This is a genomic window from Dermabacter vaginalis (assembly GCF_001678905.1).
Taxonomy (GTDB): Bacteria; Actinomycetota; Actinomycetes; order Actinomycetales; family Dermabacteraceae; genus Dermabacter; species Dermabacter vaginalis.
Window position 1 is genome coordinate 1,791,587 of record NZ_CP012117.1, and the last position, 25,068, is coordinate 1,816,654.

At 62.8% G+C, this 25,068-nt stretch carries 23 protein-coding genes; 5 read left to right on the top strand and 18 right to left on the bottom strand.

From position 1 onward, the window contains the following. Positions 1 to 22: 22 nt before the first annotated feature. From mraY to DAD186_RS07950, 10 genes are all read right to left on the bottom strand, one after another. The gene (mraY, locus tag DAD186_RS07905; protein WP_065248200.1) at positions 23 to 1,105 is read right to left on the bottom strand and encodes a phospho-N-acetylmuramoyl-pentapeptide-transferase; all 1,083 of its coding nucleotides are present in this window, start codon (positions 1,103 to 1,105) and stop codon (positions 23 to 25) included. Continuing rightward, positions 1,102 to 2,550 carry a UDP-N-acetylmuramoyl-tripeptide--D-alanyl-D-alanine ligase gene (locus DAD186_RS07910; protein ID WP_065248201.1) on the bottom strand — a complete coding sequence of 483 codons (1,449 nt, stop codon included), beginning with the start codon at positions 2,548 to 2,550 and terminating at the stop codon, positions 1,102 to 1,104. The genes mraY and DAD186_RS07910 overlap by 4 nt, the downstream gene beginning before the upstream one ends. Continuing rightward, a complete protein-coding gene (locus DAD186_RS07915; RefSeq protein ID WP_167550775.1) occupies positions 2,543 to 4,123 on the bottom strand; it encodes a UDP-N-acetylmuramoyl-L-alanyl-D-glutamate--2,6-diaminopimelate ligase in 1,581 nt (526 codons plus the stop codon). The genes DAD186_RS07910 and DAD186_RS07915 overlap by 8 nt, the downstream gene beginning before the upstream one ends. Before the next feature lie 5 nt (positions 4,124 to 4,128). Continuing rightward, positions 4,129 to 5,967 carry a peptidoglycan D,D-transpeptidase FtsI family protein gene (locus DAD186_RS07920; protein ID WP_236886233.1) on the bottom strand — a complete coding sequence of 613 codons (1,839 nt, stop codon included), beginning with the start codon at positions 5,965 to 5,967 and terminating at the stop codon, positions 4,129 to 4,131. Between the two features lie 2 nt (positions 5,968 to 5,969). Beyond that, positions 5,970 to 6,455 carry a cell division protein FtsL gene (gene ftsL / locus DAD186_RS07925; protein WP_065248203.1) on the bottom strand — a complete coding sequence of 162 codons (486 nt, stop codon included), beginning with the start codon at positions 6,453 to 6,455 and terminating at the stop codon, positions 5,970 to 5,972. 2 nt (positions 6,456 to 6,457) lie between these two features. After that, positions 6,458 to 7,429, bottom strand: a complete 972-nt coding sequence (gene rsmH / locus DAD186_RS07930; protein WP_065248204.1) for a 16S rRNA (cytosine(1402)-N(4))-methyltransferase RsmH — start codon at positions 7,427 to 7,429, stop codon at positions 6,458 to 6,460. Between the two features lie 152 nt (positions 7,430 to 7,581). Next, positions 7,582 to 8,013 (bottom strand): division/cell wall cluster transcriptional repressor MraZ, encoded by a 432-nt coding sequence (gene mraZ / locus DAD186_RS07935; RefSeq protein WP_065248803.1) that lies wholly within the window; start codon positions 8,011 to 8,013, stop codon positions 7,582 to 7,584. Between the two features lie 577 nt (positions 8,014 to 8,590). Continuing rightward, positions 8,591 to 9,004 (bottom strand): DUF3040 domain-containing protein, encoded by a 414-nt coding sequence (locus DAD186_RS07940; RefSeq protein ID WP_065248205.1) that lies wholly within the window; start codon positions 9,002 to 9,004, stop codon positions 8,591 to 8,593. A gap of 140 nt (positions 9,005 to 9,144) precedes the next feature. Then, the gene (gene dinB / locus DAD186_RS07945; RefSeq protein WP_082991143.1) at positions 9,145 to 10,368 is read right to left on the bottom strand and encodes a DNA polymerase IV; all 1,224 of its coding nucleotides are present in this window, start codon (positions 10,366 to 10,368) and stop codon (positions 9,145 to 9,147) included. Between the two features lie 39 nt (positions 10,369 to 10,407). Further along, positions 10,408 to 10,863 carry a hypothetical protein gene (locus DAD186_RS07950; RefSeq protein ID WP_065248206.1) on the bottom strand — a complete coding sequence of 152 codons (456 nt, stop codon included), beginning with the start codon at positions 10,861 to 10,863 and terminating at the stop codon, positions 10,408 to 10,410. Between the two features lie 63 nt (positions 10,864 to 10,926). Between DAD186_RS07950 and DAD186_RS07955 the strand changes: the two genes are divergently transcribed. Next, positions 10,927 to 11,775 carry a spermidine synthase gene (locus DAD186_RS07955; protein WP_065248207.1) on the top strand — a complete coding sequence of 283 codons (849 nt, stop codon included), beginning with the start codon at positions 10,927 to 10,929 and terminating at the stop codon, positions 11,773 to 11,775. A gap of 51 nt (positions 11,776 to 11,826) precedes the next feature. Here the strand turns inward: DAD186_RS07955 and DAD186_RS07960 are convergent, their stop codons facing one another. After that, entirely contained in the window at positions 11,827 to 12,033 is a 207-nt protein-coding gene (locus tag DAD186_RS07960; RefSeq protein WP_016663000.1) for a cold-shock protein, read from the bottom strand. 237 nt (positions 12,034 to 12,270) lie between these two features. Between DAD186_RS07960 and DAD186_RS07965 the strand changes: the two genes are divergently transcribed. Then, positions 12,271 to 14,514, top strand: a complete 2,244-nt coding sequence (locus DAD186_RS07965; RefSeq protein ID WP_065248208.1) for a HelD family protein — start codon at positions 12,271 to 12,273, stop codon at positions 14,512 to 14,514. 151 nt (positions 14,515 to 14,665) lie between these two features. Here the strand turns inward: DAD186_RS07965 and nrdR are convergent, their stop codons facing one another. After that, positions 14,666 to 15,130, bottom strand: coding sequence for a transcriptional regulator NrdR (nrdR, locus tag DAD186_RS07970; RefSeq protein ID WP_065248209.1), 465 nt, complete (start codon positions 15,128 to 15,130; stop codon positions 14,666 to 14,668). Between the two features lie 49 nt (positions 15,131 to 15,179). Then, a complete protein-coding gene (locus DAD186_RS07975) occupies positions 15,180 to 15,527 on the bottom strand; it encodes a LysM peptidoglycan-binding domain-containing protein (protein ID WP_065248210.1) in 348 nt (115 codons plus the stop codon). 178 nt (positions 15,528 to 15,705) lie between these two features. Between DAD186_RS07975 and lexA the strand changes: the two genes are divergently transcribed. After that, on the top strand, positions 15,706 to 16,374 hold the full coding sequence (lexA, locus tag DAD186_RS07980) for a transcriptional repressor LexA (RefSeq protein WP_065248211.1): 669 nt from the start codon (positions 15,706 to 15,708) through the stop codon (positions 16,372 to 16,374). A 31-nt stretch (positions 16,375 to 16,405) separates the two neighbouring features. Here the strand turns inward: lexA and DAD186_RS07985 are convergent, their stop codons facing one another. Then, positions 16,406 to 18,427 carry an ATP-dependent DNA helicase gene (locus DAD186_RS07985; protein WP_065248212.1) on the bottom strand — a complete coding sequence of 674 codons (2,022 nt, stop codon included), beginning with the start codon at positions 18,425 to 18,427 and terminating at the stop codon, positions 16,406 to 16,408. Next, positions 18,424 to 19,848, bottom strand: coding sequence for a GTPase HflX (gene hflX, locus DAD186_RS07990; protein ID WP_236886306.1), 1,425 nt, complete (start codon positions 19,846 to 19,848; stop codon positions 18,424 to 18,426). Before hflX ends, DAD186_RS07985 begins: the two co-directional genes overlap by 4 nt. A gap of 220 nt (positions 19,849 to 20,068) precedes the next feature. Between hflX and DAD186_RS07995 the strand changes: the two genes are divergently transcribed. After that, a complete protein-coding gene (locus DAD186_RS07995; protein ID WP_065248213.1) occupies positions 20,069 to 20,698 on the top strand; it encodes a class I SAM-dependent methyltransferase in 630 nt (209 codons plus the stop codon). A gap of 43 nt (positions 20,699 to 20,741) precedes the next feature. Here DAD186_RS07995 and dapF read toward each other — a convergent pair whose 3' ends face one another. Together dapF and miaA are read right to left on the bottom strand one after the other, a co-directional pair. After that, positions 20,742 to 21,626 (bottom strand): diaminopimelate epimerase, encoded by an 885-nt coding sequence (gene dapF / locus DAD186_RS08000; RefSeq protein ID WP_065248214.1) that lies wholly within the window; start codon positions 21,624 to 21,626, stop codon positions 20,742 to 20,744. A gap of 31 nt (positions 21,627 to 21,657) precedes the next feature. Continuing rightward, on the bottom strand, positions 21,658 to 22,644 hold the full coding sequence (gene miaA, locus DAD186_RS08005; protein ID WP_065248215.1) for a tRNA (adenosine(37)-N6)-dimethylallyltransferase MiaA: 987 nt from the start codon (positions 22,642 to 22,644) through the stop codon (positions 21,658 to 21,660). 113 nt (positions 22,645 to 22,757) lie between these two features. Here miaA and DAD186_RS08010 point away from each other — a divergent pair, with 113 nt between their 5' ends. Then, positions 22,758 to 23,228 carry a type III secretion system chaperone family protein gene (locus tag DAD186_RS08010; RefSeq protein WP_065248216.1) on the top strand — a complete coding sequence of 157 codons (471 nt, stop codon included), beginning with the start codon at positions 22,758 to 22,760 and terminating at the stop codon, positions 23,226 to 23,228. Between the two features lie 27 nt (positions 23,229 to 23,255). Here the strand turns inward: DAD186_RS08010 and miaB are convergent, their stop codons facing one another. Continuing rightward, positions 23,256 to 24,806, bottom strand: coding sequence for a tRNA (N6-isopentenyl adenosine(37)-C2)-methylthiotransferase MiaB (miaB, locus tag DAD186_RS08015; RefSeq protein WP_065248217.1), 1,551 nt, complete (start codon positions 24,804 to 24,806; stop codon positions 23,256 to 23,258). Positions 24,807 to 25,068: the final 262 nt, after the last annotated feature.

Genomic DNA, 25,068 nt, shown 5'->3' on the forward strand with positions numbered 1-25,068 from the left:
CAATAGGTCGAAAACGGATGGATTAGATGAAGCGCAAAGCATCGAGGTAGAACAGGCCGAGGCCGAGCGCCGCGAACATGCCCGCAATGATCCAGAAGCGCACGACGATCGTCACCTCATTCCACCCCTTGAGCTCGAAGTGGTGCTGGAGGGGAGCCATGCGGAACACGCGTTTGCGCGTGAGTTTGAAGCTCGTCACCTGGATGATGACCGAGAGCGAGATGATGACGAAGAGCCCTCCGATAATTCCGCCAACGAGCTGCGTGCGCGACAGGATTGTGAGGGCCGCAAGCACGCCACCGAGGGCAAGCGAGCCCGTGTCTCCCATGAAGATGCGCGCGGGCGAAGTGTTCCACCAAAGGAAGCCCACGCACGCGCCGAGAACCGCGGCAGCGACGATCGCAAGATCAAGCGGGTCCCTCGCGGCGTAGCACGAGCGGAGCTCTTCAATACCGCACTGCTGGCGCCACTGCCAGAAGGAAATGAGCACGTAAGCGCCCGCGAAGATAATGGTCGCGCCGGAGGCAAGGCCGTCGAGCCCGTCCGTGAGGTTCACGCCGTTGGACCACGCGGCCACAAGGAAGTTCGCCCAAATCGCGAACAAAACGATGCCGAGGGCCGTGCCGGCAAAAGCGAGGTTGAGCCAGGGAATATCTCGCACAAACGAGATATGCATCGACGCGGGCGTGTGCCCCCAGCGATCGGGGAACTGAAGTGCGAGCACGGCGAAGGCCGTGCCGATGAGTCCCTGGCCCACGAGCTTCGCGCGGGGAGAAAGGCCGAGCGACTGTTTCTTCGCGATTTTGGCGTAGTCGTCCATGAAACCGAGAATGCCGAGCCCCACCATGAGTAAAAGCGCGAGCATGCCCGAAGCCGAGGGCGCTCGAAAAATACTCAGATGCCCAACCGCGTACCCGACGAGGGTTGCCAGGATAATCATGACGCCGCCCATCGTGGGGGTTCCACGCTTGGTCGCGTGCGTCGTGGGCCCATCGTCTCGCACGAACTGGCCATACTGCTTCTTCACGAGGAAGCGAATGTACAGCGGGGTAAGAGAGAACGAGAGCACCGCGGCCAAGGCCCCGGCGACCAAAATTCCGATCATTCCTTCTCTCCTCGGTTATCCGCCTTCGTGGACTCGGCTCCCCACGCACGCACGAGAGATTCGCCGAGCTTCGCGAGGCCCGCGCCGTTGGACGACTTGAGCAAAAACGTGCTCTCGGGCCTCCTCAATGTTTCTAGCACAGCGGGAGCATCCTCGAGGCTTTCGACATACACGGCCCCCTCGTGTTCACCGCGGGTTTCGGTCACACCTTCGTAAATGTCCCGTGCTCCCTCACCGACCGCGACAACCACATCGATCCCGCTGCGAGCAGCATAGGAGCCTATATCGCGATGCGCTTTCGCGCTTTCGTCCCCGAGTTCGAGCATCTCGCCGAGCACGGCAATCGTGTGGCGTTCACGACCGAGAACCGCAAGCGCATTAAGCCCCGCGCGCATCGAATCGGGATTAGCGTTGTACGCATCGTTGATGAGCGTCACTCCGTTTGGCAGCTCACTCACCTGCATGCGTCCCGGGGAACGCTGCTCGGCGGCGTTGAGGCCCGCGGCAATCTCCTCGAACCTCACGCCCGCCGCGGAAGCCGCAGCGGCTGCCGCAAGCGCGTTTTTCACGTGGTGTTCTCCCGTGAGAGTAAGCGCGATAGGCAGCTCGCTGCCGCCCATGTGGAGCGTGAAGCTCGCACGCGCCAAGGCATCGAGCCGCACGTGATCGGCATAGGCCTCGGCAGAGCAATCGTTTAGGGAGAAATGCGCGAGATGCGCTCGCGTGCGAGTTCCCATCGCTTTCACTCGAGCGTCGTCGGCGTTGAGAACTGCCGTTCCGCTTTCCTCAAGCGCTTCCACGAGCTCCCCCTTGGCCCGCGCGATGTTCTCCACACCGCCGAACTCGCCAACGTGGGCGGAGCCAACATTGAGAACGACAGACACATCCGGGCGCGCGATATCCGTGAGGTGGCTGATATGCCCGATACCTCTCGCCCCCATTTCAAGGACGAGAAAGCGCGTCGTCTCTGTCAGCTCAAGGACCGTGAGCGGAAGGCCGAGCTCATTATTGCGGCTGCCCACGGGGGCAATCGTTTCTCCTACGGGTGCAAGGATCGCGTGCAGCAGATCCTTCGTACTCGTTTTCCCGTTGGAGCCGGTCAACGCAATAACGATGGGCGGCTCCGCACTTGCGCGCGCGCTCTCAAGTTCGTGACGGGCGAGGATGTCGAGAGCAGCGAGAGGATCCTCGACCTGAATCGCGGGGAGGGCGAGGGCCTGATCCGTTTTCGTCACGAGCGCCGCGGCAGCACCGCCCTTTTCGGCGGCGCTCACGAAGTCGTGGCCGTCGACGTGCTCGCCTTCGAATGCCACGAAAAGATCACCTGAATCGATGACGCGCGAATCGACGCTCGCCTTTCCGTGCACACACTCCTCCCCCGTCGCGCCCCCAACGAGGCGGCCACCCACGAGGCGCGCGATTGCCCCTGTCGTCGTCTTACGCATCGTGGTCCTCCTTCATCATCCTGGTGGCGTTCCTCTTCGCCCATGTACGAAGCGCATCGCGTGCGTGCACGCGATCATCAAAGTCGATCGTGTGATCTGCGAGCACCTGCCCGCTTTCCGCTCCCTTTCCCGCGATGAGCACAACGTCATTGATCTTGGCCTCACCGATGGCTCGTGCGATCGCCTCGGCTCGATCACCAACGTTCTCGACTCTCGCGCGAGAGCCCTCCGGGATTCCCGCAAGCACGTCCTGCCTAATCAACGCGGGCTCCTCATCGCGCGGATTGTCGTCCGTCACGAACACGCGATCCGAAAGTCGCGCCGCGACTTCCCCCATAAGTGGCCGTTTCAGCGCATCGCGGTGCCCCCCAGCACCAAAAACTGTGACGATTTCCCCCACGTTCTCAAGGGTGTGGAGAGTCTCGAGGGCGTGCTCGAGCGCATCGGGCGTGTGCGAATAGTCCACGACGACACGCGGGCAAGCGTCGGACTGACCGACCCTTTCCATGCGACCGGGCACCGTGCCCGCGGCCGCGAGCGCCGTGCGAACTTTCTCGCCCTCACAACCGAGCGCACGAAGCACAAGGGCAACCGCGAGAGTGTTGGCGACATAGTGGGTGCCGGGGAGTGCACTTTCGAGCGTGAACGGCGCACCTTCCGACGGCTGCACCGTAAACACCGTGCCATATTCACCGCGATTGATTTCCCCCACCGTGAAATCAGCTTCGTGCCCGTACGCCGAGTACGTGGTGACCGGGATCGTGGCCCGTTTGGCGAGCCGGCGCCCCCATTCATCGTCAACGCACACGATGCCGCGCCTCGCATGCACGGGGGTGAAAAGCGAGGCCTTCGCCTCGAAGTAGTCCTCCATGTCTTTGTGGAAGTCGAGGTGATCCTGGCTGAGATTAGTGAAAACCGCGACGTCAAACGAGACTCCCGCGACCCTGTGGAGAACCATGGCGTGACTCGAAACCTCGAGCGCAGCGGAAGTCATTCCTTCGTTCACCATGTGGCGCAAGAGCGCGTGCACGTCGGTGGCTTCGGGAGTTGTGCGCTCCGTGGGAATCTTTTCCTCGCGCCCGCCCGCCCACGCGAGGAAGGTGCCGTTCGTGCCAACAATGCCGGCATTCTCGCCAAGTTCCTGAAGCGTGCGCGCACACATCGTCGTCACGGAAGTCTTCCCGTTCGTGCCAGTCACGCCGACAAGCGGAATCTCGTGCGAAGGCTCCCCGTACACAAGATTCGCGGCAAAACCCGCGAGCGCTCGAGGATCCTCGCAAAGCAGAAGCGCACACTGAGTTTCTGGGTGATGGGCACTCACGATCGAAGCTCCCGCTTCGTCCGTGAGAATCGCGCGGCAGCCCTGCGCGAGAGCCGCCCCAGCGTAACTCGCGCCGTGGGCGTTCTCGCCCTGGACCGCAACGAAAAGGGCCTTCTCCCCCGCCTTGCGGGAATCGATCGTGACACTCGAAATCGGCACGCTCTCACCGCGCAACTCGAGCGCTCCCGACCCCGGGGCGCCCTCGAGTTGGCGAGCGAGGTCTCCCAGCATGAGATTGGTGCGAGCACTCACGACTTTCACTTCCATTCGTTTTCAAGTTCGGTACCGGGGTGCCCCGAAGGTGCGATCCCGCGGCGTTGCAGCGCGTAACCGAGAAGCTCCGAAACGGCAGGACCCGCAACCGTTGAGCCGGACTGGAACCCGTTGATCCCGTACACGAACACGCCCACTACGAGCTGCGGATCGTCCATGGGCGCCATCGAAATGAACGAAGACGTGTAGGTTCCGCCAGGGACCTGCGCCGTTCCCGATTTTCCGCCAACGGCGTATCCCTCAACGCTGCCCGCGGCCTTGCCGTTATCGTCGATATCGTTATCCATGAGATCGCGCATTGTCGCAGCCGTGTCGCTTGAGACGACGCGCGTGTGCTCACCTTCCGGCTCGGGGGTGAAGGAATCGTCCGTTCCCACCCGCCCTTTGACGATGCGAGGCTCGATGCGCACGCCATCGTTGCCGAAGGCGCCCACCGCCGAGACTATCTGCAGCGCCGTAACGGCATAGCCCTGCCCGAAAGCGGTCGCGTATTGCGTGCGACCACGCCAGTCCTTCGCGGGGTGCAGGATTCCCGCGGATTCTCCGGGAAGGTTGACATTCGTTTTCGCGCCAAACCCGAAATTCCGCAAGTACTCCTCGCGCTTCTCGTTCGGGATCCTTCGTGAAACCTCAACCGTGCCAACGTTCGAGCTGTACTTGAGCACTCCGGCAAGCGTGTAATAGCGCTCGGGGTGCTCGTGCGAGTCCTTGATGCTCTCCCCGCCGAAATCCTTTCGGTACGGGATCGAGAAATGATCGTCGACCTTTGCCTTCCCCTCGTTGATCACCGACGCCATGGTGAAAAGCTTGCCCGTCGAACCAGGCTCGAAAACATTCGAGATGGATTGATTACCGCGATACTTCGCGTCAGTCGCGCCGGGATTGTTCGGGTCGTACGTGGGGTAGTCGGCAAGGGCGAGCACGTGGCCGGTTTTCGGGTCAATCACGACGGCAGTGCCGCCGCTACCCCCAAAATCCTTGACCCGCTGCGCAAGAATCTCCTGCGCACGGTACTGAAGGTCTCTATCGATCGTCAGTTCAATACTCTCGCCATCGATCGCAGCCTTCTCGCTGACCTGCGCCGAGGGGATCAATTGTCCACCTGCACCGCGCTCATACTGACGCTCGCCATCGGTTCCGCGCAGGGCCTCGTCGAAGGAGAGTTCGGCGCCCGCGAGGGCCGTACCGTCCGAACCCGTGAAGCCCACGATATTGCCCGCAACTTGGCCCGCCGGATACAAACGCTCGGCAACCCGCTCGGATGTCACGCCACCGATGCGAAGCTGCTTGACGGCAGCTTCGACCTCGGGGCTCACGTCCTTGGCAAGGATCGTGTACCCCGACTTGCCCGTGAGCTTCTGTTCGAGCTCATCAACGCTCATCGACAGCAGCGGTGAAAGTTCCATCGCGACCGCTTTCACGCCCTTGACCTGCGCAGTTTGGGACTTTTCGCGGTACCTGGGCATCTGCCGCTGATCCACGATGATGGTATAGCGTTCGGTGCTCGTGGCGAGCACCTCGCCGTTCGCGTCAAGAATGTCGCCGCGAAGCGCGGGCACTCGCTCGGTGTGGAGGCGATTCGCGCGTGCCTCAGCCGCTAACTGAGCAGAATTAATCCCCTGGATCCACACGAGGCGCATGCTGACCGCAAGGGCGGCGATGAGCATGAGCACCACGATCACGCTGTGGCGGCGATGCGGCTCGTAGCCATTGCGGCGCGGGTGCGCTCCCGCTCTCGACTTTCGAGGAGCGTGAGAACGCCCGTCACGCACTTTGCGCGCCGGGCGGCTGCGAGAGTCTCGCGGCACACGAGAATCCGGCACGTTTAGCGCGCCCTCTCATTACCCATGCCGTAATCGTAAAGATTCTTAGGCGCTTTCGCGACGTGTGGAATGAGCGCTGTCGCCCCCTGAGCCGCGGCTGCCGGCTCGCCGATAATGCTTCCGTTTGCGAGGTCAATGTAGGCAACTTTTCCCGCGGGCACCATTCCCAGTTCGCGCGCCTGACGTTCAAGCTCTTGAGGTGTTCCGAGTAGATCCGTCTTTTCCTCGAGCACCTGGGTCTGCTCGCTCAGCTCACGAGATTCCCGCTGGAGCTTCGTCACCTCGTAGCTCATGTTCGTCATCGAAATATTGAGCATAAGGGTCGCGATCACGGCAGTGAGCAGCACGAGCGTGCACAGCACCGTGAAGGGGAGAGAGCTGCGCTGGATATTCGGGCGCGCGACAAGCGCGAGGTTCGCCGATCGCGCGTGCGCGGGAGCGATGCCGGCACGCCTGCGGGAGGCGGGGGTAGCTGCGAGCTGTGCCATGGCTATGAAATCTCCGGTGGTGTCGTGCGTTCGATGGCGCGCAAGCGCACGCTCGCCGAACGCGGGTTGGTTTCTTGCTCGTGTGCGGGCGCCTTCATGGCTCCGCGCTTGACGAGCGAAAAGTTCGGGGCAAACTCTGCGAGGTCAACGGGAAGGCCCGCGGGAGTTTTCGAGGTGCTCGCCGCCACGAACGCTTCCTTGACCATGCGGTCTTCGAGTGAGTGGTAAGACTCGATGACGAGCCGACCGCCGAGCGCTAGTGCCCCGAGGGCACTGTCGAGGGCGTCGCGAAGGATATCGAGCTCCTCATTCACGGCAATCCGCAGCGCTTGAAACGTACGCTTGGCCGGATGGCCACCTGAGTGGAGGGACTTCGCGGGCAGGGACCGCTCGATCGCGCTCACAAGCTGGGGCGAACGCTCAAAGAGCTCCGACGCCCGCTCTTGCACAATTGTGCGCGCGATCCGCCTCGAGAATTTCTCTTCTCCATAGCGGTACAGGATGTTCGCGATGTCCTGCTCGCTCCACGTATTAAGAATGTCCGCGGCGGTAAGCGAGTCGCCGTCGGGATTCATGCGCATATCGAGAGGAGCGTCAACGCTGTAGGCGAAACCGCGCTCGCGTGTATCAATCTGAAAACTCGAGAGACCGAGGTCCATGAGGATACCGTCAGCCTTCTCACGCCCCGCTTCCGCTAGCGCATCCACGATTCCGTCGTAAGTGGTGTGCACGAGTGTGAAGCGCCCGTCGAAGCCTTCCTGGATCAGGCGCTCGCGAGCGAGGCCGAGCGCTGCTGCGTCACGGTCGATCCCCACGAGGTGGGTGTTCGGAAACGCCTCGAGAACAGCGCACGCGTGTCCCGCCATGCCGAGGGTGCAGTCCACGTAGGTGGAGTTCGCGCGCTCGAGTGCGGGGCGTAGGAGCTCGAGGCACTCCTCGCGCATCACGGGTGCGTGAAGCTGGGACGCGTCCATCGTGCCTCCCCTCGCTCGCTATCGCCATTCGGCGTCGGTTTCCTGATCGTTTCGCGGGTGACGTCATACCGTCAGACATCTCCTCGCTTGCGTCCCGCCACCGGGGAAGATGCGTCGGGGCGCAAGCGAAGAGATGCCTCGCGGCACGTCGTCTAGAACAAACCTGGAACGATCTCGGTTGCCGTTTGAGCGAAGGCCTCCTCGGTCTCTCCCAGATATGTCTCCCACGCTTCGCTCGACCAGATTTCGATGCGGTTGCCGGCACCAATAACCGTGCATTCGCGATCGAGCCCCGCGTATGAGCGAAGGTGCGAAGGAATGGTCACGCGGCCCTGCTTATCCGGCACGACGTCTTCCGCTCCCGAGAGGAGCACGCGAAGGTAATCGCGCGCATCCTTGCTCGTGACCGGCGCCTGGCGCAACTGCTCGTGAAGGTTCTCGAACTCCCGCATCGGGTACACCGTCACGCAGTGTTCCTGACCTCGGGTCATCACGAGCCCCGCCGCGAGCTGATCGCGAAACTTTGCCGGAAAGATGAGCCGCCCCTTGTCGTCGAGCTTGGGCGTGAAGGTGCCAAGAAACATGGGCACCTCCATTCCCCGTCTCGATCCGGGTGGACCTCTCCTTACGCCCCCACTTTACCCCACTTCCCACCACAAACAACACCCCATTCACCACATCGTCACCAAATCAGCATAAAAACGCAGGCCAGAAAGGTGGAGGTAAGTGGAGGAGATTCGCCGCACAACCCCTTCAAGGGCCACAATTGGAGGGATTTCCCAGGGAAAACCCGTCGAACGCATCGTCGAGCTCGAGCGCCCCGCAGACTCAACCTATCTCCTAAACATGCAGGTCAATACGCAGTTTTTGGGTTGCATAAGACCCCGCGCGCCAGTTGGAGGAACCGCGGCGGGGTGAGGTGGTGGAGGAAAGTGGAGGCAGTGGAGAGAAGTGGAGGTGGTGGAGGGAAATGGAGGCAGTGGTGGAAAGTGGAAGCCGCGGATGGGCATCGCTCGCAGAGGGGCATCGAGGTTGAGAAAGTTGCAGGGGCACGCCCGAAATCACGGCCTCGAGGTGAGTGTTCAACACCCTCAAAAAGAGCAAGCGCTGATGGATGCTGATTCAGCACCCGCGCTTAGCGCTCGTGTCTCACGCTTATGGCTAGCGCTCGCGCCCGCGTTCGTCCCATCGCTGCTCGAGCTTCTTCATGAAGCTCGACTGTGCCTTCGAACCTTTTGCGCCTCGCTTCGAGGCCCCAGAAGTAAAGGACGGATGCATACGGCGCGGATCATCCAAGGGGATCTGTTTTGGCGATTCCGATGAGAGGCACACAAACGCGCCCACCACCATCACAACGAAGGCGAGAACGCCCAGCCACACCGCGGGAAGTGACACCGCGAAAATGAGGAGTGCGAGACCGGCGACGATAACGCCACCGCCGAGGGCAAGGCGGCGGGTATTGAAGGACGACGATTTTTCGGGCTCACCGAACTGGTGCGCGAGCGTGGGATCATCACTCGAGAGCTGCTTCTCGAGCTCATCGAGAATCCTCTGCTCCTTTTCGGAGAGTGGCATTGGTGCCTCCTTACACCGAAGTACAGCGGGCCCTACGAAAGCGCGCGGATGAGGGGTGCTGCTCGGCGGATCGTCGTGGTCTCAGTGTAGGCAGCAAACCTGAGATTTTCGAAACCGCGTTCACCTAGGAGCACACGACCTCAGGCATCGCCATTGCCCGAGTCAGTGCCGTCTTTCGCCTCGAGATCGCGTTTTTCGAGGCCCGATGCGCGAGCGAGTGCGCTCACCCCAAAGCGTTCCCGGGCACGATCCATGGCCCGATCCACTTCGCCCCACGTTGCAGATCGCCCTTCGAGATCGCCTTGCGCATGGACGCTCGAGGCGAAAACGAGATGCTCCGCTCGAACCCCGAGCAAACGCACGGCACCTACGCCCGCGAGTGCTCGCTCACACACCACGAGGGCACGCTCACGAAACTCCTCACTCTCGTACACCGGGACGGGGAAGCTCCCCGTGCGCGTGAGAGTCGACCAATCGGGCCGGCGAACCTTGATCGAGACGCTTTTCGCAGCCAACCCGCGAGTGCGCAGCCGATAAGACACTTCATCTGCCATGCTCGTCGCGATCGAGCGAAGACGCACCGGATCGGCGATATCGGTCGAAAAAGTGCGCTCCTTGCCAATGCTCTTGTCTTTTGCATTCGCCCCCACGGGCCGCGAATCCTCCCCGCGCGCAAGCGCGAGCAACGCGGGAGCGCCGGAGCCCACAGCCCTGTGGACAACGCTCGGCGGGAGCGCCGCAAGCTCGCCGACGGTTGCCACGCCCAGGTTCGTAAACTTCTTTTGCGCAACGGGCCCCACGCCCCCGATGGCCGAAAGCGGCAGTGGTGCGAGGAACGCGGCGGTGCGTTCAGGCTCGACCACGTCAATCCCGTGGGGCTTCGCGCGCGACGAGGCGATCGTCGCAACGGACTTCGAGATTCCCACACCGACGGAGCAGGTCAGATGAACCTCGTCCCACACGGCCTGGCGGATGGCCCTCGCGATTTCCTCTGGAGCGCCAAGGAGCCGCTGCACACCGGAGATATCGAGGTAGGCCTCGTCAACGCTCACCGCCTCCCGAAGCGGCGTGAAACGATCGAGCACCGCCATGATCTGTGCGGAAACTTCACGGTAATGCGCGTGACGACCGGGCAAGACGATGAGGTCAGGGCAGAGCGAGCGCGCCCGGCTCATAGGCATCGCCGAGTGCACGCCGTACCGGCGAGCTTCGTAACTTGCCGTCGCGACGACGCCTCGGGGGCCGTCCCCTCCTACCGCAAGGGCACGGCCTCGAAGGCGCGGATCATCGCGAACCTCAACAGAGGCGAAGAACGCATCCATATCGACGTGGGCGATGGCACGCGGCCACGGCTCAATAGGCACACTCTCACCTCCTCACACTCGAAAGTTAACCCTACGCGTTTAGGCGGCGAGAGCCTCGAGACCAAGGAGTTCCTCCTTGACCTCGTAGAGATAGGCGAGGGTTTGCTCGGCATGTTCGCGAACATCCCGTTCGCTGATCGCCCCCGTTGATTCCCAGTACGAGCCGGCGGTGCGGCGAAGTTCCACGAAGCGCGCGGCCTCGCGTGCGCGCACGCGATGCACGCCGCCCATGCGCTCGAGCGCCTGCCACACGTTGAGTGGGAGCTTTCGCTTTCGTTGCGCATTTGCGCGCTCAATCGCAAGCCCCGCGACCTTGAGTGCCGCGCGGTGGACGCGTTCGAAGCGCTCCGCCACGTTCAATTCCCTCTCGGCGCTGCTCTCGCGAATGTCGGTTTCAAGAGCGTCGAGCCGATCAAGGCTCGCATTGAGCTGCCGAATTTCCCTGAGCGCCGAAGGCGCCGCTGAGGTCAAGGTGAGTTGTGGTGTCGATGTCATGCTGCTTCCCCTTTCTCGACACCCACGACAATAGAAAGGGGGTGAGACATTTAAACTCGAGTCATGGCACGCAACCGTCGACCCAACCGCCTTCCGCTTACCCTCCCCTTCTTTGAGGACATCGACACGACTTTCGGGATCGTACGCCTTGAGCCAGAAACAGACGGCTCCTACACCGTGATCATCGACGGTATGGAGAGCTCCCACATCCACCCCGACCCCGAGAACCTCGTATTCGAGTACATGAGGTGGATCGCCTCAATAATCACGACAACCTACCCGAGCGAAAGCCCGCTCAACATCGCCCACCTCGGAGGCGGCGCCGCCTCGCTCCCCCGCGCACTCGCGCACCACTTCCCCCATTCACGCAACTCCGTGGTCGAGCTCGACGCGAAACTCATCAGCCTCGTTCGGGAATGGGTCGACCTCCCCGCCTCTCCACGCGTCGCCATCCGCGAAGGTGACGCCTTCACCGTTCTCCCCACGCTGCGCTCGGCGCGCTTCGACATCGTGATCCGCGACGTGTTTTCCCATTCCCGCACGCCACTTCCCATGCGCAGCCTCGAGGCAGGGCGCGAGCAGCGCCGCATTCTGAAGGACGACGGCATGTTTCTCGCGAACATCGCCATGGATCGTGACCAGCGCGAACTCGCCGACGAGATCGTCACCCTTCGCGAGGCCTTCGGCGACATCGAGCTCATTGCTGAGCCAAGCGCTATAAAGAAAAGGCGCCGTTCAAACTGCATTGCGGTCTACACCCCCGGCGGGCTGAGCGCCGCCGCGCGCCGCGCGATTCGAACCGACGCCGTCACCGTACGCACGTTGGACCAGAAAACCGTCGATCGGCTCGCGAGCGGGGGAACCATCGTCGAGCTCGGCGACGATGCGGGCGCGGCAACCGTCGGACATTAAAAAAGTTCCGCACCCGAAACGGGTGCGGAACGAAAGCCTAGTGAGGCGAGCTTACGCGAGCGAGCGCACGTGCGCGGCCTGCGGTCCCTTGTCGCCGTCGACGACCTCGAACTCGACGCGCTGGCCCTCGTCGAGCGTACGGAAACCATCCATGTCGATGCTCGTGTGGTGAACGAAGACATCGGCGCCGCCGCCATCAACCTCGATAAAGCCGAAACCCTTTTCGGCGTTGAACCATTTAACTGAGCCCTGTGCCATGCGTGGACTCCCCTTACTTCTCGTACCAAATTGCGCATAAACACGCGCACCCACCATCATTCCACGCCATGCACATGCGTACACAGTTTCCACTCAGCGTGTCGACGCAATTCTCCACTTCGATAGCCGCGGCAGCCTAAGGTTGGAACGCTCATGAAAAGCGACCATAATGGAATGTCGCTTATGCCCCGCACGGGGCATGCAAGTGGATCATGTCCCATCCTGGAAGGACCCCACGTGGCTTCCTCTGACGAGCAGATTGCCCTCGAACAGCGCTACTCCGATCGAGTCTATGCACGCATCGACGAACAGATTGCGCGCCTCGAAACACAGCATTCGAGCGTGATTGGCGCTCAAACGGCGAGCACCCACCAAAACCGCAGCGAGCGGGATTCCTTCGCCACCTTCTACGAGGACCGCATCGGGCTCCTCAGGTCGGTTTCGTCAAACGCCATTTTTGGCCGGCTCGATAGGTCCGACGCCAGCCGGCACTACATCGGCCGCATCGGTGTGTTCACCGCCGAAGGCACACAACTTCTCGTTGATTGGCGCGCACCTGCCGCCGCCGCGTTTTATCAGGCAACGCCCAAGTGCCCGGGCGGGGTGCGGCTTCGCCGCCATCTCGTGACGTCGGGGCGCACCGTCGTGGACATTGAGGACGACGTTCTCGACGGCTCGCTTCTTGACTCGGATGAGCACCACTCGAGCCTCCAGGGCGAGGGTGCTCTCCTCGCGGCCGTCTCCGCGAAACGCACTGGCCGCATGGGCGACATCGTCGCCACCATTCAGGCCGAACAGGATCGCATCATCCGCCACGAAACCCGCGGCGCACTTGTCGTCCAAGGCGGCCCCGGCACGGGCAAAACCGCGGTTGCTCTCCATCGCGCTGCCTACCAGCTCTACACCCACCGCAAGAGGCTCGAACACTCGGGGGTGCTCATCGTTGCTCCTACGCGCGGGTTCCTCCGTTACATCGAGCGCGTGCTCCCGAGTCTCGGCGAGACAGGCGTCGTGACGCTCACACCAGGCGAACTCGTTCCGGGCATACGGGCTGACAAGCGCGACCGCGAGGAAGTCGCGCGTGTGAAGGGATCTCTCGCGATGACGAAAGTTCTGCGTCGCGCGATCAAGGCCCGCCAGCAAATCCCCAAAGCTCCCATCGATCTCAACATCGACGGCGTGCACATCACTCTCACGCCAAAGGACGTGCGCGCTGCACGCGCCGAGGCCCGTGCCACCGGCAGACCGCACAACCTCGCGCGCACGACCTTCGTGCGCGCTGCACTTGAGCGCCTCGTGGAAACCTATTGCGCGGAGCTCACACGCCTCGAGCGGCCGTGGGCTGAGGAAGATCGCGCGGACCTCCTCCATGACCTGCGCACGAACCACGACGTCAAGGTCGCGCTCAACCGCTGCTGGCTGCCGTACAGCCCGCAGTCTTTCGCCCGTTCGTTCTTCGCGAGCAAGGATCGGCTCGTACATGCCGCCGGCGAGCACATGAGCGCACGCGAGGCGAAGCTGCTGCATCGCTCGAAGGACGCCGAATGGACGGTCGACGATGTCGCTCTGCTCGACGAGATTGCCGAACTTCTTGGCGACGACGACAGTGCAGCGCAGCGCGAACAGGACAAGGCCCGCGCTGCCGAACGCTCGAACCTCGAATACGCCGAGAAAGTTTTGAGCATGATCGACTCCTCCGAAGGCATCGTGAGCGCAGCTGAGCTCGCGGCTCAGGTGGGCGCCCGGCGCGATGGCCGCTCTCTTGCGGAGAAAGCCGCAGCGGATCGCGCATGGACATACGGCCACATCGTCGTTGATGAAGCGCAAGAGCTCTCCCCCATGATGTGGCGCGCGCTCATGCGCCGAAATCCCACAAAATCGTTCACGATCGTGGGCGATGTTGCTCAGACCTCTTCAATTTCGGGGGCGGACTCGTGGGACTCGGCGCTTTCGCCGTTTATCGACGATCGCGCATGTATCGAGGAACTTACGGTCAACTACCGCACGCCTTCGCGCATCATGCGCCACGCTTCTACGCTCGCCGCCGCTCACGGACTCAGCGTGACGGAAGTAAGGAGCGTGCGTAAGGGTGAGCATGACGTGCGATTCATCGAGGCGCCCGAGGCCGACCTCGTAGAAAAGACCCTCGTCGAAGCCCGCACCCTCGCTGACCTCACCCGCGGCCGAGTCGCGATTCTCTGCCTCGATGACCATCTCGATGCTGTGCTCGCGGGTGCCTCCAGCCTTTTCGGCGAAGCGGCCGTGGGGCGCGGATCAGTGGGTATCGACCGGGAGGTGTCGGTCATGACTCCCACGGATGCCAAGGGCCTCGAATTTGACGCTGTCGTGATCATGCAGCCCCGTGAGATTCTCGAAAGTCACGCTCGTGGCGCGAATGATCTCTACGTCGCACTCACGCGCCCAACGCAGGCGCTCAGCGTGGTCTACGCAGGCAATTTGCCCACCGGCCTCCAGCCGTAACGGCGCGCCTCGCGCACACCCGCGTAAACGGGCATAAAAGAACCGATGGCCGCGGCTTCCCCTCCGCGACCATCGGCCAAGAAAATCATACAGGGTTTTTGGAGGGCCCCCGACCACTTTCACAGGAATCTCAGGCTTCGCGGTTCCGCTTCTAGCGCGGCGAAGAGTCTTCGCTCTCGGCTCGTAGCTCTTCAATGGCCGCCTCGAAGTCTTCAAGGCAATCGAATCCGCGATACACGCTCGCAAAACGCAAGTAGGCAACGAGGTCAAGTTCCTTGAGCGGTTGAAGAATCGCGAGGCCCACGTCGTGAGCATCGATCTCGGAGACGCCCTTGAGGCGAATCGCTTCCTCAACGCGCTGCGCTAGCACCGCGAGTTGGTCGTCGGTCACCGGCCTCTCCTGGCAGGCCTTCCGTACCCCCGAAATCACTTTCGATCGCGAGAACGGTTCGCTCACTCCGGAGCGCTTGTGCACGGCGAGCGACGCCGATTCCGTTGTACTGAACCGCTTATTGCATGCGGGGCACTGCCGACGGCGGCGGATGGTCATGCCGTCGTCAGCGGTTCGCGAGTCCACAACGCGCGAATCTTCATTCCTACAAAAAGGGCAATGCACCCCGCAATTCTACCAGGGTGCCTGTCAACAGGCGCCATGCGGCCGGGGCCTAAAGGTTCGGGAGGGCGAGCTCCTGACCCGGATGGATCACCGATCCTTCGAGATTGTTGATGTCCTGGACCAGCATGAGGTAATCACGCACATCAGTTCCTGCGGGCGCGCTGCTCGACGCGATACCCCAGAGGCTCTGCCCCTCCTCAACTCGGACGGTCGTGTATGCCATTGCGCCATCGTCGCCCGCGGCCGCGGAGGGCGAGAGCGCGACTGCGCCGGCAACGAGAACGACGGCAGCAAGGACGAAGGTGACCAGTGCGACGACGGCGACGCGGCCACGGCGCGTAAGACGAAGGCGAACATTCTTTCGAACCGGCTGGGCGCTATACGTAGAAGTGCTCATTTTTAGAATCCTTGTTCGATTGACGATATGACGAGCGTACGATCAAGCGTTCGAAAAAGTCAAGACATTTTCGAACACCTGTTTGGAACAAGCGTTCTGTTCCGGTACCTTTGAGGTACGCCTCCACTCAACAACGGGGGTGAGACATTTAAACTCGCCCCACCGAAAGGATCGGCGCATGGCCTCCTCTGCACACGGCACCTCAGCCGGCTCCCCGGCTCTCACCGAACGCCAGCAGCGCATCCTCGACACGATCGCGCGGTCCATTCGCGCGAACGGATACGCACCCACGATGCGCGAAATCGGTGAAGCCGTCGGCCTTCAGTCGCCGTCGTCGGTCTCACATCAGCTTTCCGAGCTTGAGCGCAAGGGCTATATCCGCAAAGACCCGAAACGCCCTCGCACGCTTTGGCTCGTCGATATGGACGATGAGGGTGACCCACTCCCGAGCGAGTACGACGCACCGGGTTCCCCCGCCGTCAACGTCCCGCTCGTGGGCACTATTGCCGCAGGAATCCCGATCACCGCGGAAGAACAGGTGGAGGACGTCTTCGCCCTACCCGCGCAGCTCGTGGGTGATGGGGAGCTCTTCCTTCTCAAGGTTCAGGGCGATTCGATGATCGATGCCGCTATTTGCGACGGCGACTGGGTTGTTGTGCGCCAGCAGAAAGTGGCGGAAAAAGGCGAAATCGTCGCGGCCATGATCGACGGTGAGGCGACCGTGAAAACCTTCGCCCGCAGCGATGGCCACGTATGGCTCATGCCCCACAACCCGGCCTTCACACCAATCCTCGGCGACGAAGCCGAAATCCTCGGCAAGGTCGTCGCCGTTCTCCGCTCGGTCTAGTCCTCGATCTAGTCCTCGGTCTGATCCGCAGCTACTCGGAGAGCTCGGAGCGCAATCGTTCGAGCGCGGCAATCGCCACTTCCGGCTCACGCGTGGCCCACAGCGGCGGGATTGCCTGGCGAATCGCCGAACCGTAGGACTTCGTGGCGAGCCGCGAGTCGAGCACCGCAACCATCCCGCGATCGGTTTCCGTGCGGATCAGGCGCCCCGCGCCCTGTGCCATGCTCAACGCCGCGGATCGCACTGCAACCTCGTAAAAACCATTGCGTCCGAGCCGTGCAAGCCGCTCCTGACGCGCCGAAGCGAGCGGGTCATCCGGCCGTGGGAACGGGATCCGATCAATAATCACGAGCCGGCACGCCTGCCCCGCAACGTCGATGCCCTGCCAGAAGGTCCGCGTTCCAAAAAGACACGCGTCACGGCTTTCCCGGAACCTCGCCGCGAGCGCCGCGTTCGAATCTTCCCCCTGAAGCAGCACTGTCCGGCCCGTCATCCGTCGGACATACTCCGCGGCCTCCTCAGCTGCTCGCCGAGACGAAAAGAGCCCAAGCGCCCCACCCCCGGAAGCTTCGATGAGTTCGACGATGTGCTCGAGCATCTCACTCGAGGTGCCGTCGCGACCCGGTGCCGGCAAATGGGAGGCGACGTACAGAATTCCCTGCCGCGCATAGGCGAATGGCGAACCAACATCGAGCGCCGACCACCACTCGCGCGGCCCTTCTCCACTGCTCGCTCCCACATCACTCTCGAGCTCCGCCCGCTTCTCACCGCGAAGCCCGAACGAGTATGCGGCGCTATCGAACCGCCCGTTGAAGGCGAGCGTTGCCGAGGTGAAAATGGCGGTGCGCTCATCGAGGATGCCGTGCTTGACGAGGCCCGCAACGCTGAGCGGGGCGACGTCGATAAAGGTTCGGCCGAGAGCTTCACTGTGGTTGAGGTAGATGACGTCGTCCTCATGCGGGTCGAGAAGTCGGTCGCACACGTTGAGGATTTCGGCAAGCCTCGCGCGCACCGAGGCCCGGGCACCCGCCGTTGATATCTCGGCGGCATCGCCGGCATTTTTCACGTCATCGCGCGCAGATTCAGCTTCGGCGCGAATGATCGTGAGCGTGTCGCGAAGTCGGGGTTCGAGCTCGCCGCGCACGCGTCCATCGGGAAGCGGCGAGAGCGCCTCTTCGAGGGCCACTCCCGCATCGTCGAGTTCAATGGCCGTGATCCCGAGCCTTCGCAGCTCGCGCACGGCCCCGCGGATAGCACCCTGGTGAAGTGATTCGGTCACTGAGGACGTCACGCGATCCACGAACTCGTGAGCCTCATCCACGATCACCACATCGTGTTCGGGGATGATTCCATGCCCGTCAAAAGCATCGATCGCGTAGAGGGCGTGGTTCGTCACCACGACATCTGCTTCGCGTGCGAGCGCCCTGTTGCGTTCGGCAAAGCACTCGTCGTGAAACGGGCACGACGTGCCGATGCATTGCGAACCAGTGACAGAAACCTGCCGCCAAGCGCGGTCCGACACGGGTGTGTCGAGCTCGTCGCGGTCACCGGTGTCGGTTGCCTGCGCCCACTCGCGAAGGCGCTGCACCTGCGCACCGAGGCGTTCGGAGTCATGCTTCACGCCCGTCACGGACGCTTCGGCGAAGAGGGCTCCGGGGTCGAGATCATCGGGGTAGCCTCCCTCAAGTTTGTGGAGGCACACGTAGTTGCCGCGTCCCTTGAGGAGGCTGTAACTGGGCACGCGGCCGAGGTCGGTTCCGAGCGCCTCGACGATGCGCGGGAGGTCCTTCGCGACGATCTGACTCTGAAGCGCGAGGGTCGCGGTGGTAATGACGACGGGTGTTCCGCGCTCGACGGCACGCTTGAGTGCGGGGACGAGGTAGGCGAGCGACTTGCCCGTACCGGTGCCTGCCTGAGCGATGAGGTGCCGGCGAAGATCGATGCTGCGTTCGATCGCGCTGGCCATGGCGCGCTGCCCGGGCCTATCGGCTCCTCCGACCGCTTCGACAGCCGCGGAGAGCAGCTTCTCGAGCCCCGGATCCGAATCGTTCACTGGCGCGCGGAAGCGAGATCGGCGGCCAGGGATTCGTCGACTCGTGCCACAAGGCGCGTGCCCTCGGGAAGAAACTCCTCGCTCATGAGTTCGCCCTGGGTGTGCACACGCGAGACGAGGTCACCTCGGGTGTAGGGCACGACGATATCGACTTCGACCGAGGGGCGCGGAAGCATGTCGGCGATCAGTGCGCGTAGCTCTTCAATTCCCTCACCCGTGCGTGCCGAGACGACTGCCGAATGCTCCACTTGCGAGCGGAGCCGCGCGAGAGTTTCGGGGCTCGCGAGATCAGCTTTGTTGAGGGCCACAATCTCGGGCACGTCAAAGCCGTCGATATCGGAGAGCACGGCACGGACCGCGCGAATCTGCCCCTCCGGGTCGGGGTGGGAGGCATCGACGACGTGCAAAAGCAGATCCGCCCCGGCAACTTCTTCGAGTGTGGAGCGGAACGCCTCCACGAGCTCGGTGGGCAGAGAGCGCACGAATCCAACGGTATCCGCAAATGTAAATTCACGGCCGTCAGGCGTCACCGATCGCCGCACTGTCGGGTCGAGTGTGGCAAAGAGGGCGTTCTCTACGAGGACGCCGGCACCCGTGAGCCGGTTGAGAAGCGAGGACTTCCCGGCGTTCGTGTAGCCCGCGATCGCAACAGAGGGGACCTTGTTGCGCTTGCGGTCAGCGCGCTTCGCTTCGCGCGAAGGTGCCATCGCCTTGATATCGCGCCTGAGTTTCGCCATACGCGTGCGGATGCGCCGGCGATCGAGTTCGATTTTCGTTTCGCCGGGGCCGCGCGAGCCAATCCCCGCGCCGCCCGCAACGCGGCCGCCCGCTTGCCGGGACATTGATTCGCCCCAACCGCGAAGGCGCGGGAGGAGATATTCGAGCTGCGCGAGCTCCACCTGGGCTTTACCTTCGCGGGACTTCGCATGCTGGGCGAAGATGTCGAGGATGAGCGCGGTGCGATCGATGACCTTGACTTTGATGATGTCCTCGAGCGCACGGCGCTGCGACGGGGCAAGCTGGCCGTCGCAGATCACCGTATCGGCCCGAAGATCAGCGACGATCTCGGCGAGCTCTTTCGCCTTGCCAGAGCCGAGGAAGGTCGCGGGGTCAGGATGAGCGCGGCGCTGCATCACACCGTCGAGAACCCGCGAACCGGCAGTTTCGGCGAGTGCGGCGAGTTCACGCATGGAGTTTTCAGCGTCTTCAACGTTGCCGGTCGTGAAAAGGCCCGCGAGTACCACGTTTTCGAGTCGAAGCTCGCGGTACTCGACCTCGGTGACATCCTCGAGATCGGTACGGAGCTGGTCGACGCGACGAAGCGAGTGACGCTCGGCAAGATCGAGCTGTTCGCCATCGGCATCGCTCTCATATGTGGTCGCCGAGATCGACGCGTCACCTCTCGAGAGCACGCGCTCCATGATCGAAGCTTCGCGCGCTCCACTGCTCGCACCTTCAGGCTCCACTGCCTCGCGCGGTGCGTTGGGGGTCTCGAACTCGTGATCGGGGACGAAGGGGGTCAAGTGCGCGTGTACTCCAGATTCTCTCGTGCGGGGCCTCGCATGAGGCATGCGTATAAGTGTGTCACGTCCTTCCCGCCAAGGGGAGCTTTTCGCGTGCTGCGCCACTACACTCCTCACTGTGACAAGCCACGCCCACTATTTCTCCCCCACGCCCGGCAAAGACCTCGAACACCGCGCCCTGCGCGTGCACCTCGCAGGTGCCGAGCGAAGCCTCGTGAGCGCAAAAGGGCTCTTCAGCTTCGACGGGCTGGATAAGGCCACGGCGGTTCTTCTCGCGCACACGGATCTTTTTGCGCCGATCACGCCGGGCAGCGAGATTCTCGATGTCGGCTGTGGCTGGGGGCCGATTGCCTTGAGCCTCGCATTGCTCCAGCCTGACTGCCATGTCACGGCAATCGACGTCAATCCCCACGCGCGCACCATCACTCGCGAGAATGCTAAGCGTCTTGGCCTCACGAACGTCACGGTCGCCGCTCCCGAAGACATCCCTACGAGCGCGCGCTTCGATGCGCTCTGGTCGAACCCCCCGATCCGCATCGGCAAGAGCGAACTCCACGCCCTTCTCACGCGGTGGATCGGGCAGCTTCACAGCTCGGGAAGCGCCGCGATGGTGGTGGGCAAGAACCTCGGTGCCGATTCGCTCGCCACGTGGATGGAAAAGCAGTTCCCCGCACGCCCGGTCGAAAAGGTCCACTCCTCGAAGGGCTTTCGCTTGCTCGCGGTGGGCCCGGAGCGTTCGGAAGGCTAGACAAGCGCGGTGGCACGGGTGGCGTCGGAATTCCGACGCTTGCCTAGCCCTCGTGTTCCCCGCGCGCTCGGGCGGGACCGCCGGCCTTGAGATCGCCGAGCTCCGCAGGGCCCGTGAGGGTCATGTTTCCGTAAGCATCCCAGCCGATCTCGAGGCGCCCTCCGCGCACGTCCACGAGCCACGGCTCGCGCGTCTCGTCTCCGCGCGCCGCCGCAAGCGCGGCCACGACCGCGGTCGCGCCCGTTCCGCACGAGAGGGTCTCCCCCACGCCCCTCTCGAAAACGCGCATGGCGACGTGCCTCTTTCCCTTCGTCTCGACGAACTCGATATTCGTACCGTTTTCGGGCTCGGGCTCAAGATCAGGGCGCTCGGCAAGGTCGAGTTTCTCGAGTTCAAGATTTTCGGGCAATTCGACGACCGTGTGGGGGTTGCCAACGTTGACATCGGTCCCCTCAAGGAATCGGTCACTCACCCGCACGATTCGCGTCGTCCCCTCGACTGTGGCGGGTCCCATTCCCACGCGTACTCGCCACACTGGGCCATCCTCGAGCACCTCAACGGTGCGCACGCCCGCGCGGGTCATCACGTCGAACACCCTATCCTGCACGTAGCCGCGATCCATGAGGAAGGCCGCGTAGGCCCGCACACCATTACCGCACATCTGCGCGATCGTGCCGTCCGCGTTGCGGTAGTCCATAAACCACTCGGGCGGATTCTCGAGACCCGCGCTCGACGGGTCCCCGAGGCAGCGCGTGCGGATCGCGCGAATCACACCGTCGGTACCTGCAGGGCCGGCGAGCTCGCATACGCGTGCGCTGTTGAGCTCTCCGCGACCCGCGGGGTCGTCAATCATCACGAAATCGTTTTTGGTGGCACTCGCGTAGCTCAGGGCTTTGCGAGATTCAGGGCGTGAAGGTGCAGTGGCCATGGCCCGATCATAGGCACGCCCGGGCGGGACCTCACGCCTCAGCGGTGGAGGGGTGCGCGGCGGCGTGCGCAATCTCGCGCTTGATCATCGCGAGAGCGACCTCGGAATCCTCCCCCGGAACCCACGTGAGGCGCTTATCGCGGCGGAACCACGTGTCTTGCTTCCGCACGAGGCGACGCGTGTTCGTGATCGTCGACTCGATCGCCGCCTCAAGGCTCAGCTCGCCACGCACGTGCGCGATCATTTGGGCATAGCCGATCGCCTGGCGCGCCGTTGTGCCTTGCTCGATTCCTGCTTCAAGGAGGGCCTCCACTTCCTCGCGAAACCCGCTCTCCACCATCCGGTGCACTCGCTCCTCGACCCGCTTGTGGAGTTTGCTCCTGTCCAGTTGCACGGCAACGTACGCAATCGCAGGGTCGTGGAACGTGTAGGTGGGCAGGAACGCCGAGAACGGCTTTCCGGTCAAGCGATGGACTTCGAGGGCGCGCACGATCCTCCGTTCATCTCGCGGCGCAATCTTCGCGGCCGCATCCGGATCTGCCGCGGCGAGCTCGACGTGGGCAGCCGCCGTGCCTATCTCGCGCACATGGGCTTCCATCTCTGAGCGCACGGCTGGATCCGACGGCGGAAAGGCCATCACGTCGGTGAAGGCGCGCACGTAGAGGCCCGAGCCACCAACGATGACGGGAAGCTTCCCTCTTTCGCGGATCTCGTTCGCGAGGCGGCGTGCGTCGCGTTGAAAAGTCGCGACGTTTGCTTCTTCGGTGACGTGAAGGATGTCGAGAAGGTGATGGGGAATCCCTCGGCGCTCACGCGGGGTGACCTTCGCGGTCCCGACATCCATACCGCGGTAGAACTGGAGGGCGTCGGCATTGATCACCTCACCGCCGAGCCGCTCAGCGACGTCAATCGCAAGCGCGCTCTTGCCGGTCGCCGTTGCCCCTGCGATCACCAGGAGAGGAGGCCTCTCTCGGGCAGCATCCCCGTGGCTTTGGCCACCCTGTGCGGGGTGAGACACGTGGTCTCCTTTCGATCTCGCCGAGATGTTTCGCGCGGTGCGCCGAAAATCGGTAGCGTGGTTGCGAAACGTCGCATCCCGGCCACCGGGCCGGGCACACAGAAAGGCAGCCGATGCCGAACGGCCACTCGCATGATGCCGCACCCGCCGGCAACAAACTCACGATTGAACGTCTCGAGGAATCACTCGAGCGACTCGGCTACGCCTTCGTCGAAGACGATGACACGCCCAATGTTCTTCGCGCACGCTTCGACCACTATCCTTTCACGTTCGCCGTCGCGGGCGAGCACTCGCACATTCTCGTCGTTCGCGGGCGCTGGGATGAGCTTCTCTCTGTTCAGCAGAAGCTCGAAGCCACGCGCCTTTGTAACCACTGGAACATGGAGCGGATGTGGCCAAAAGTCTATGTGCGCCGCGAGAACGATTCTGCGCTCGGAGTGTACGGTGAGCTGGTTTTCGACTACTACTACGGCGTGAGCGACGAGGCGATCGATCGCGCGATCACCTGCGCTCTCTCGACCACGGTCGCATTCTTCTCGAGTCTCTCCTCGCAAGTGAGCGACCAAGATGAGGCTGACACCTGAGCGGACCCCTCAGAAACTCGCCGTGCCTTAGCTCCCGGGCCGCCTGAGGCGAGGAAGACCGAGGCTCACGGGTCCGCCGGGACCGGGAGTGCCGCACGCATCGGGCTCGTCCTCGCCATTTTCCCGGCGCTCCCACGCATCGCCAGCACGCGTGCGACGCACCTCGAACTCTCCGCCCTCGGCGCCCGAATCGGCAATGAGGTAAAACGGCGCAGCTTTGGTCACCCGCGCGCGCACAACATCGCCGGGACGTGGCCTTTCCGCCTCTGGATACCCTTCGGGAAGCGCAACGTGCACGAGACGACCGTCTTCGGCTCGGCCCGAAATGCGGTGGGTCTCGGCATCGCGGTCTCCCTCGCCTTCGGCGATGAGCACGTTCACTTCAGCGCCAACCTTTTTCGCGTTCTCTTCAGCGGAAATGCGGTCCTGAAGAGCGACGAGACGTTCGAACCGCTCCTGCACAACCGCCTTCGGGATCTGCTCCTCCATTTCCGCGGCGGGGGTTCCGGGGCGCGGCGAATACTGGAACATGAAGGCGCTTGAAAAGCGCGACGCCTCCACCACGTCGAGAGTTTTTTGGAAGTCCTCCTCGGTTTCGCCGGGGAAGCCCACGATGATGTCGGTCGTGATGGCGGCATGTGGGATCTTCTCGCGAACCTTCTCGAGGATCCCGAGGAACTTCTTCGAGCGGTACGAGCGGCGCATAGCTTTGAGCACGGCGTCGCTTCCCGACTGGAGGGGCATGTGCAGCTGCGGCATCACGTTCGGAGTTTCCGCCATCGCCTCGATCACATCGTCGGTGAACATCGCCGGGTGCGGCGACGTGAAACGCACGCGCTCGAGCCCTTCGATCTCACCGCATGCGCGAAGAAGTTTCGCGAATGCCCCCCGGTCACCGAATTCAACACCGTAGGAATTGACGTTTTGCCCAAGCAACGTCACTTCAAGCGCGCCCTGGTTCACGAGCTCCTGAACTTCAGCGAGGATCTCGCCGGGGCGGCGATCCTTCTCTTTGCCGCGTAGCGAAGGGACGATGCAGAACGTACACGTGTTGTTGCAGCCCACCGAGATCGACACCCATCCCGCATAGGCACTTTCGCGCTTGGTGGGCAGTGTCGAGGGGAATACCTCGAGCGACTCGAGAATCTCAACTTGCGCTTCTTTCTGTACGCGTGCGCGATCAAGAAGCACGGGAAGCGAACCGATGTTGTGCGTGCCAAACACCACGTCGACCCATGGGGCGCGGTCGGTAATCATTGAACGATCCTTTTGGGCGAGGCAACCGCCCACGGCGATCTGAAGATTCGGATTCGCATCCTTCGCGGGGCGCAATTGGCCGAGGTTGCCGTAGAGGCGGTTATCGGCGTTTTCGCGCACGGCACACGTGTTGAACACGATGACGTCAACATCGCCGTTCAGCGGATCTGCGCCCTCGGCGGCGGGAGTGTAACCCGCTTGCTCAAGGAGGCCCGTGAGGCGCTCGGAGTCGTGGACGTTCATTTGGCAGCCGAACGTGCGCACCTGGTAGGTGCCGCGCGCCGGCGCGTCATTGTCGTTCAGGATCGCTGTTTCGCTCATCGTGAATCAAGAATACGTAGTTTGCTGCGTGAGGCGGAACTTTCTGTGACGTTGTGGACGCCACCTCGGCACTCCTGTTGTGCCAATTCAAGCCGCGTTCGTTTCCCTCTTCCATCGTGGCCTTGAGGTTGAATCCGGCCTTTCCGCGTCCCTTGGGGTCGACAGGTGCGCGCCACCGACGTGAAGTAACCACCAGGGTGGTGGCACCACAAAAGAGGGTGGTGTTCGCAGTCTCTTGGACTGAGAACACCACCCCGATCAC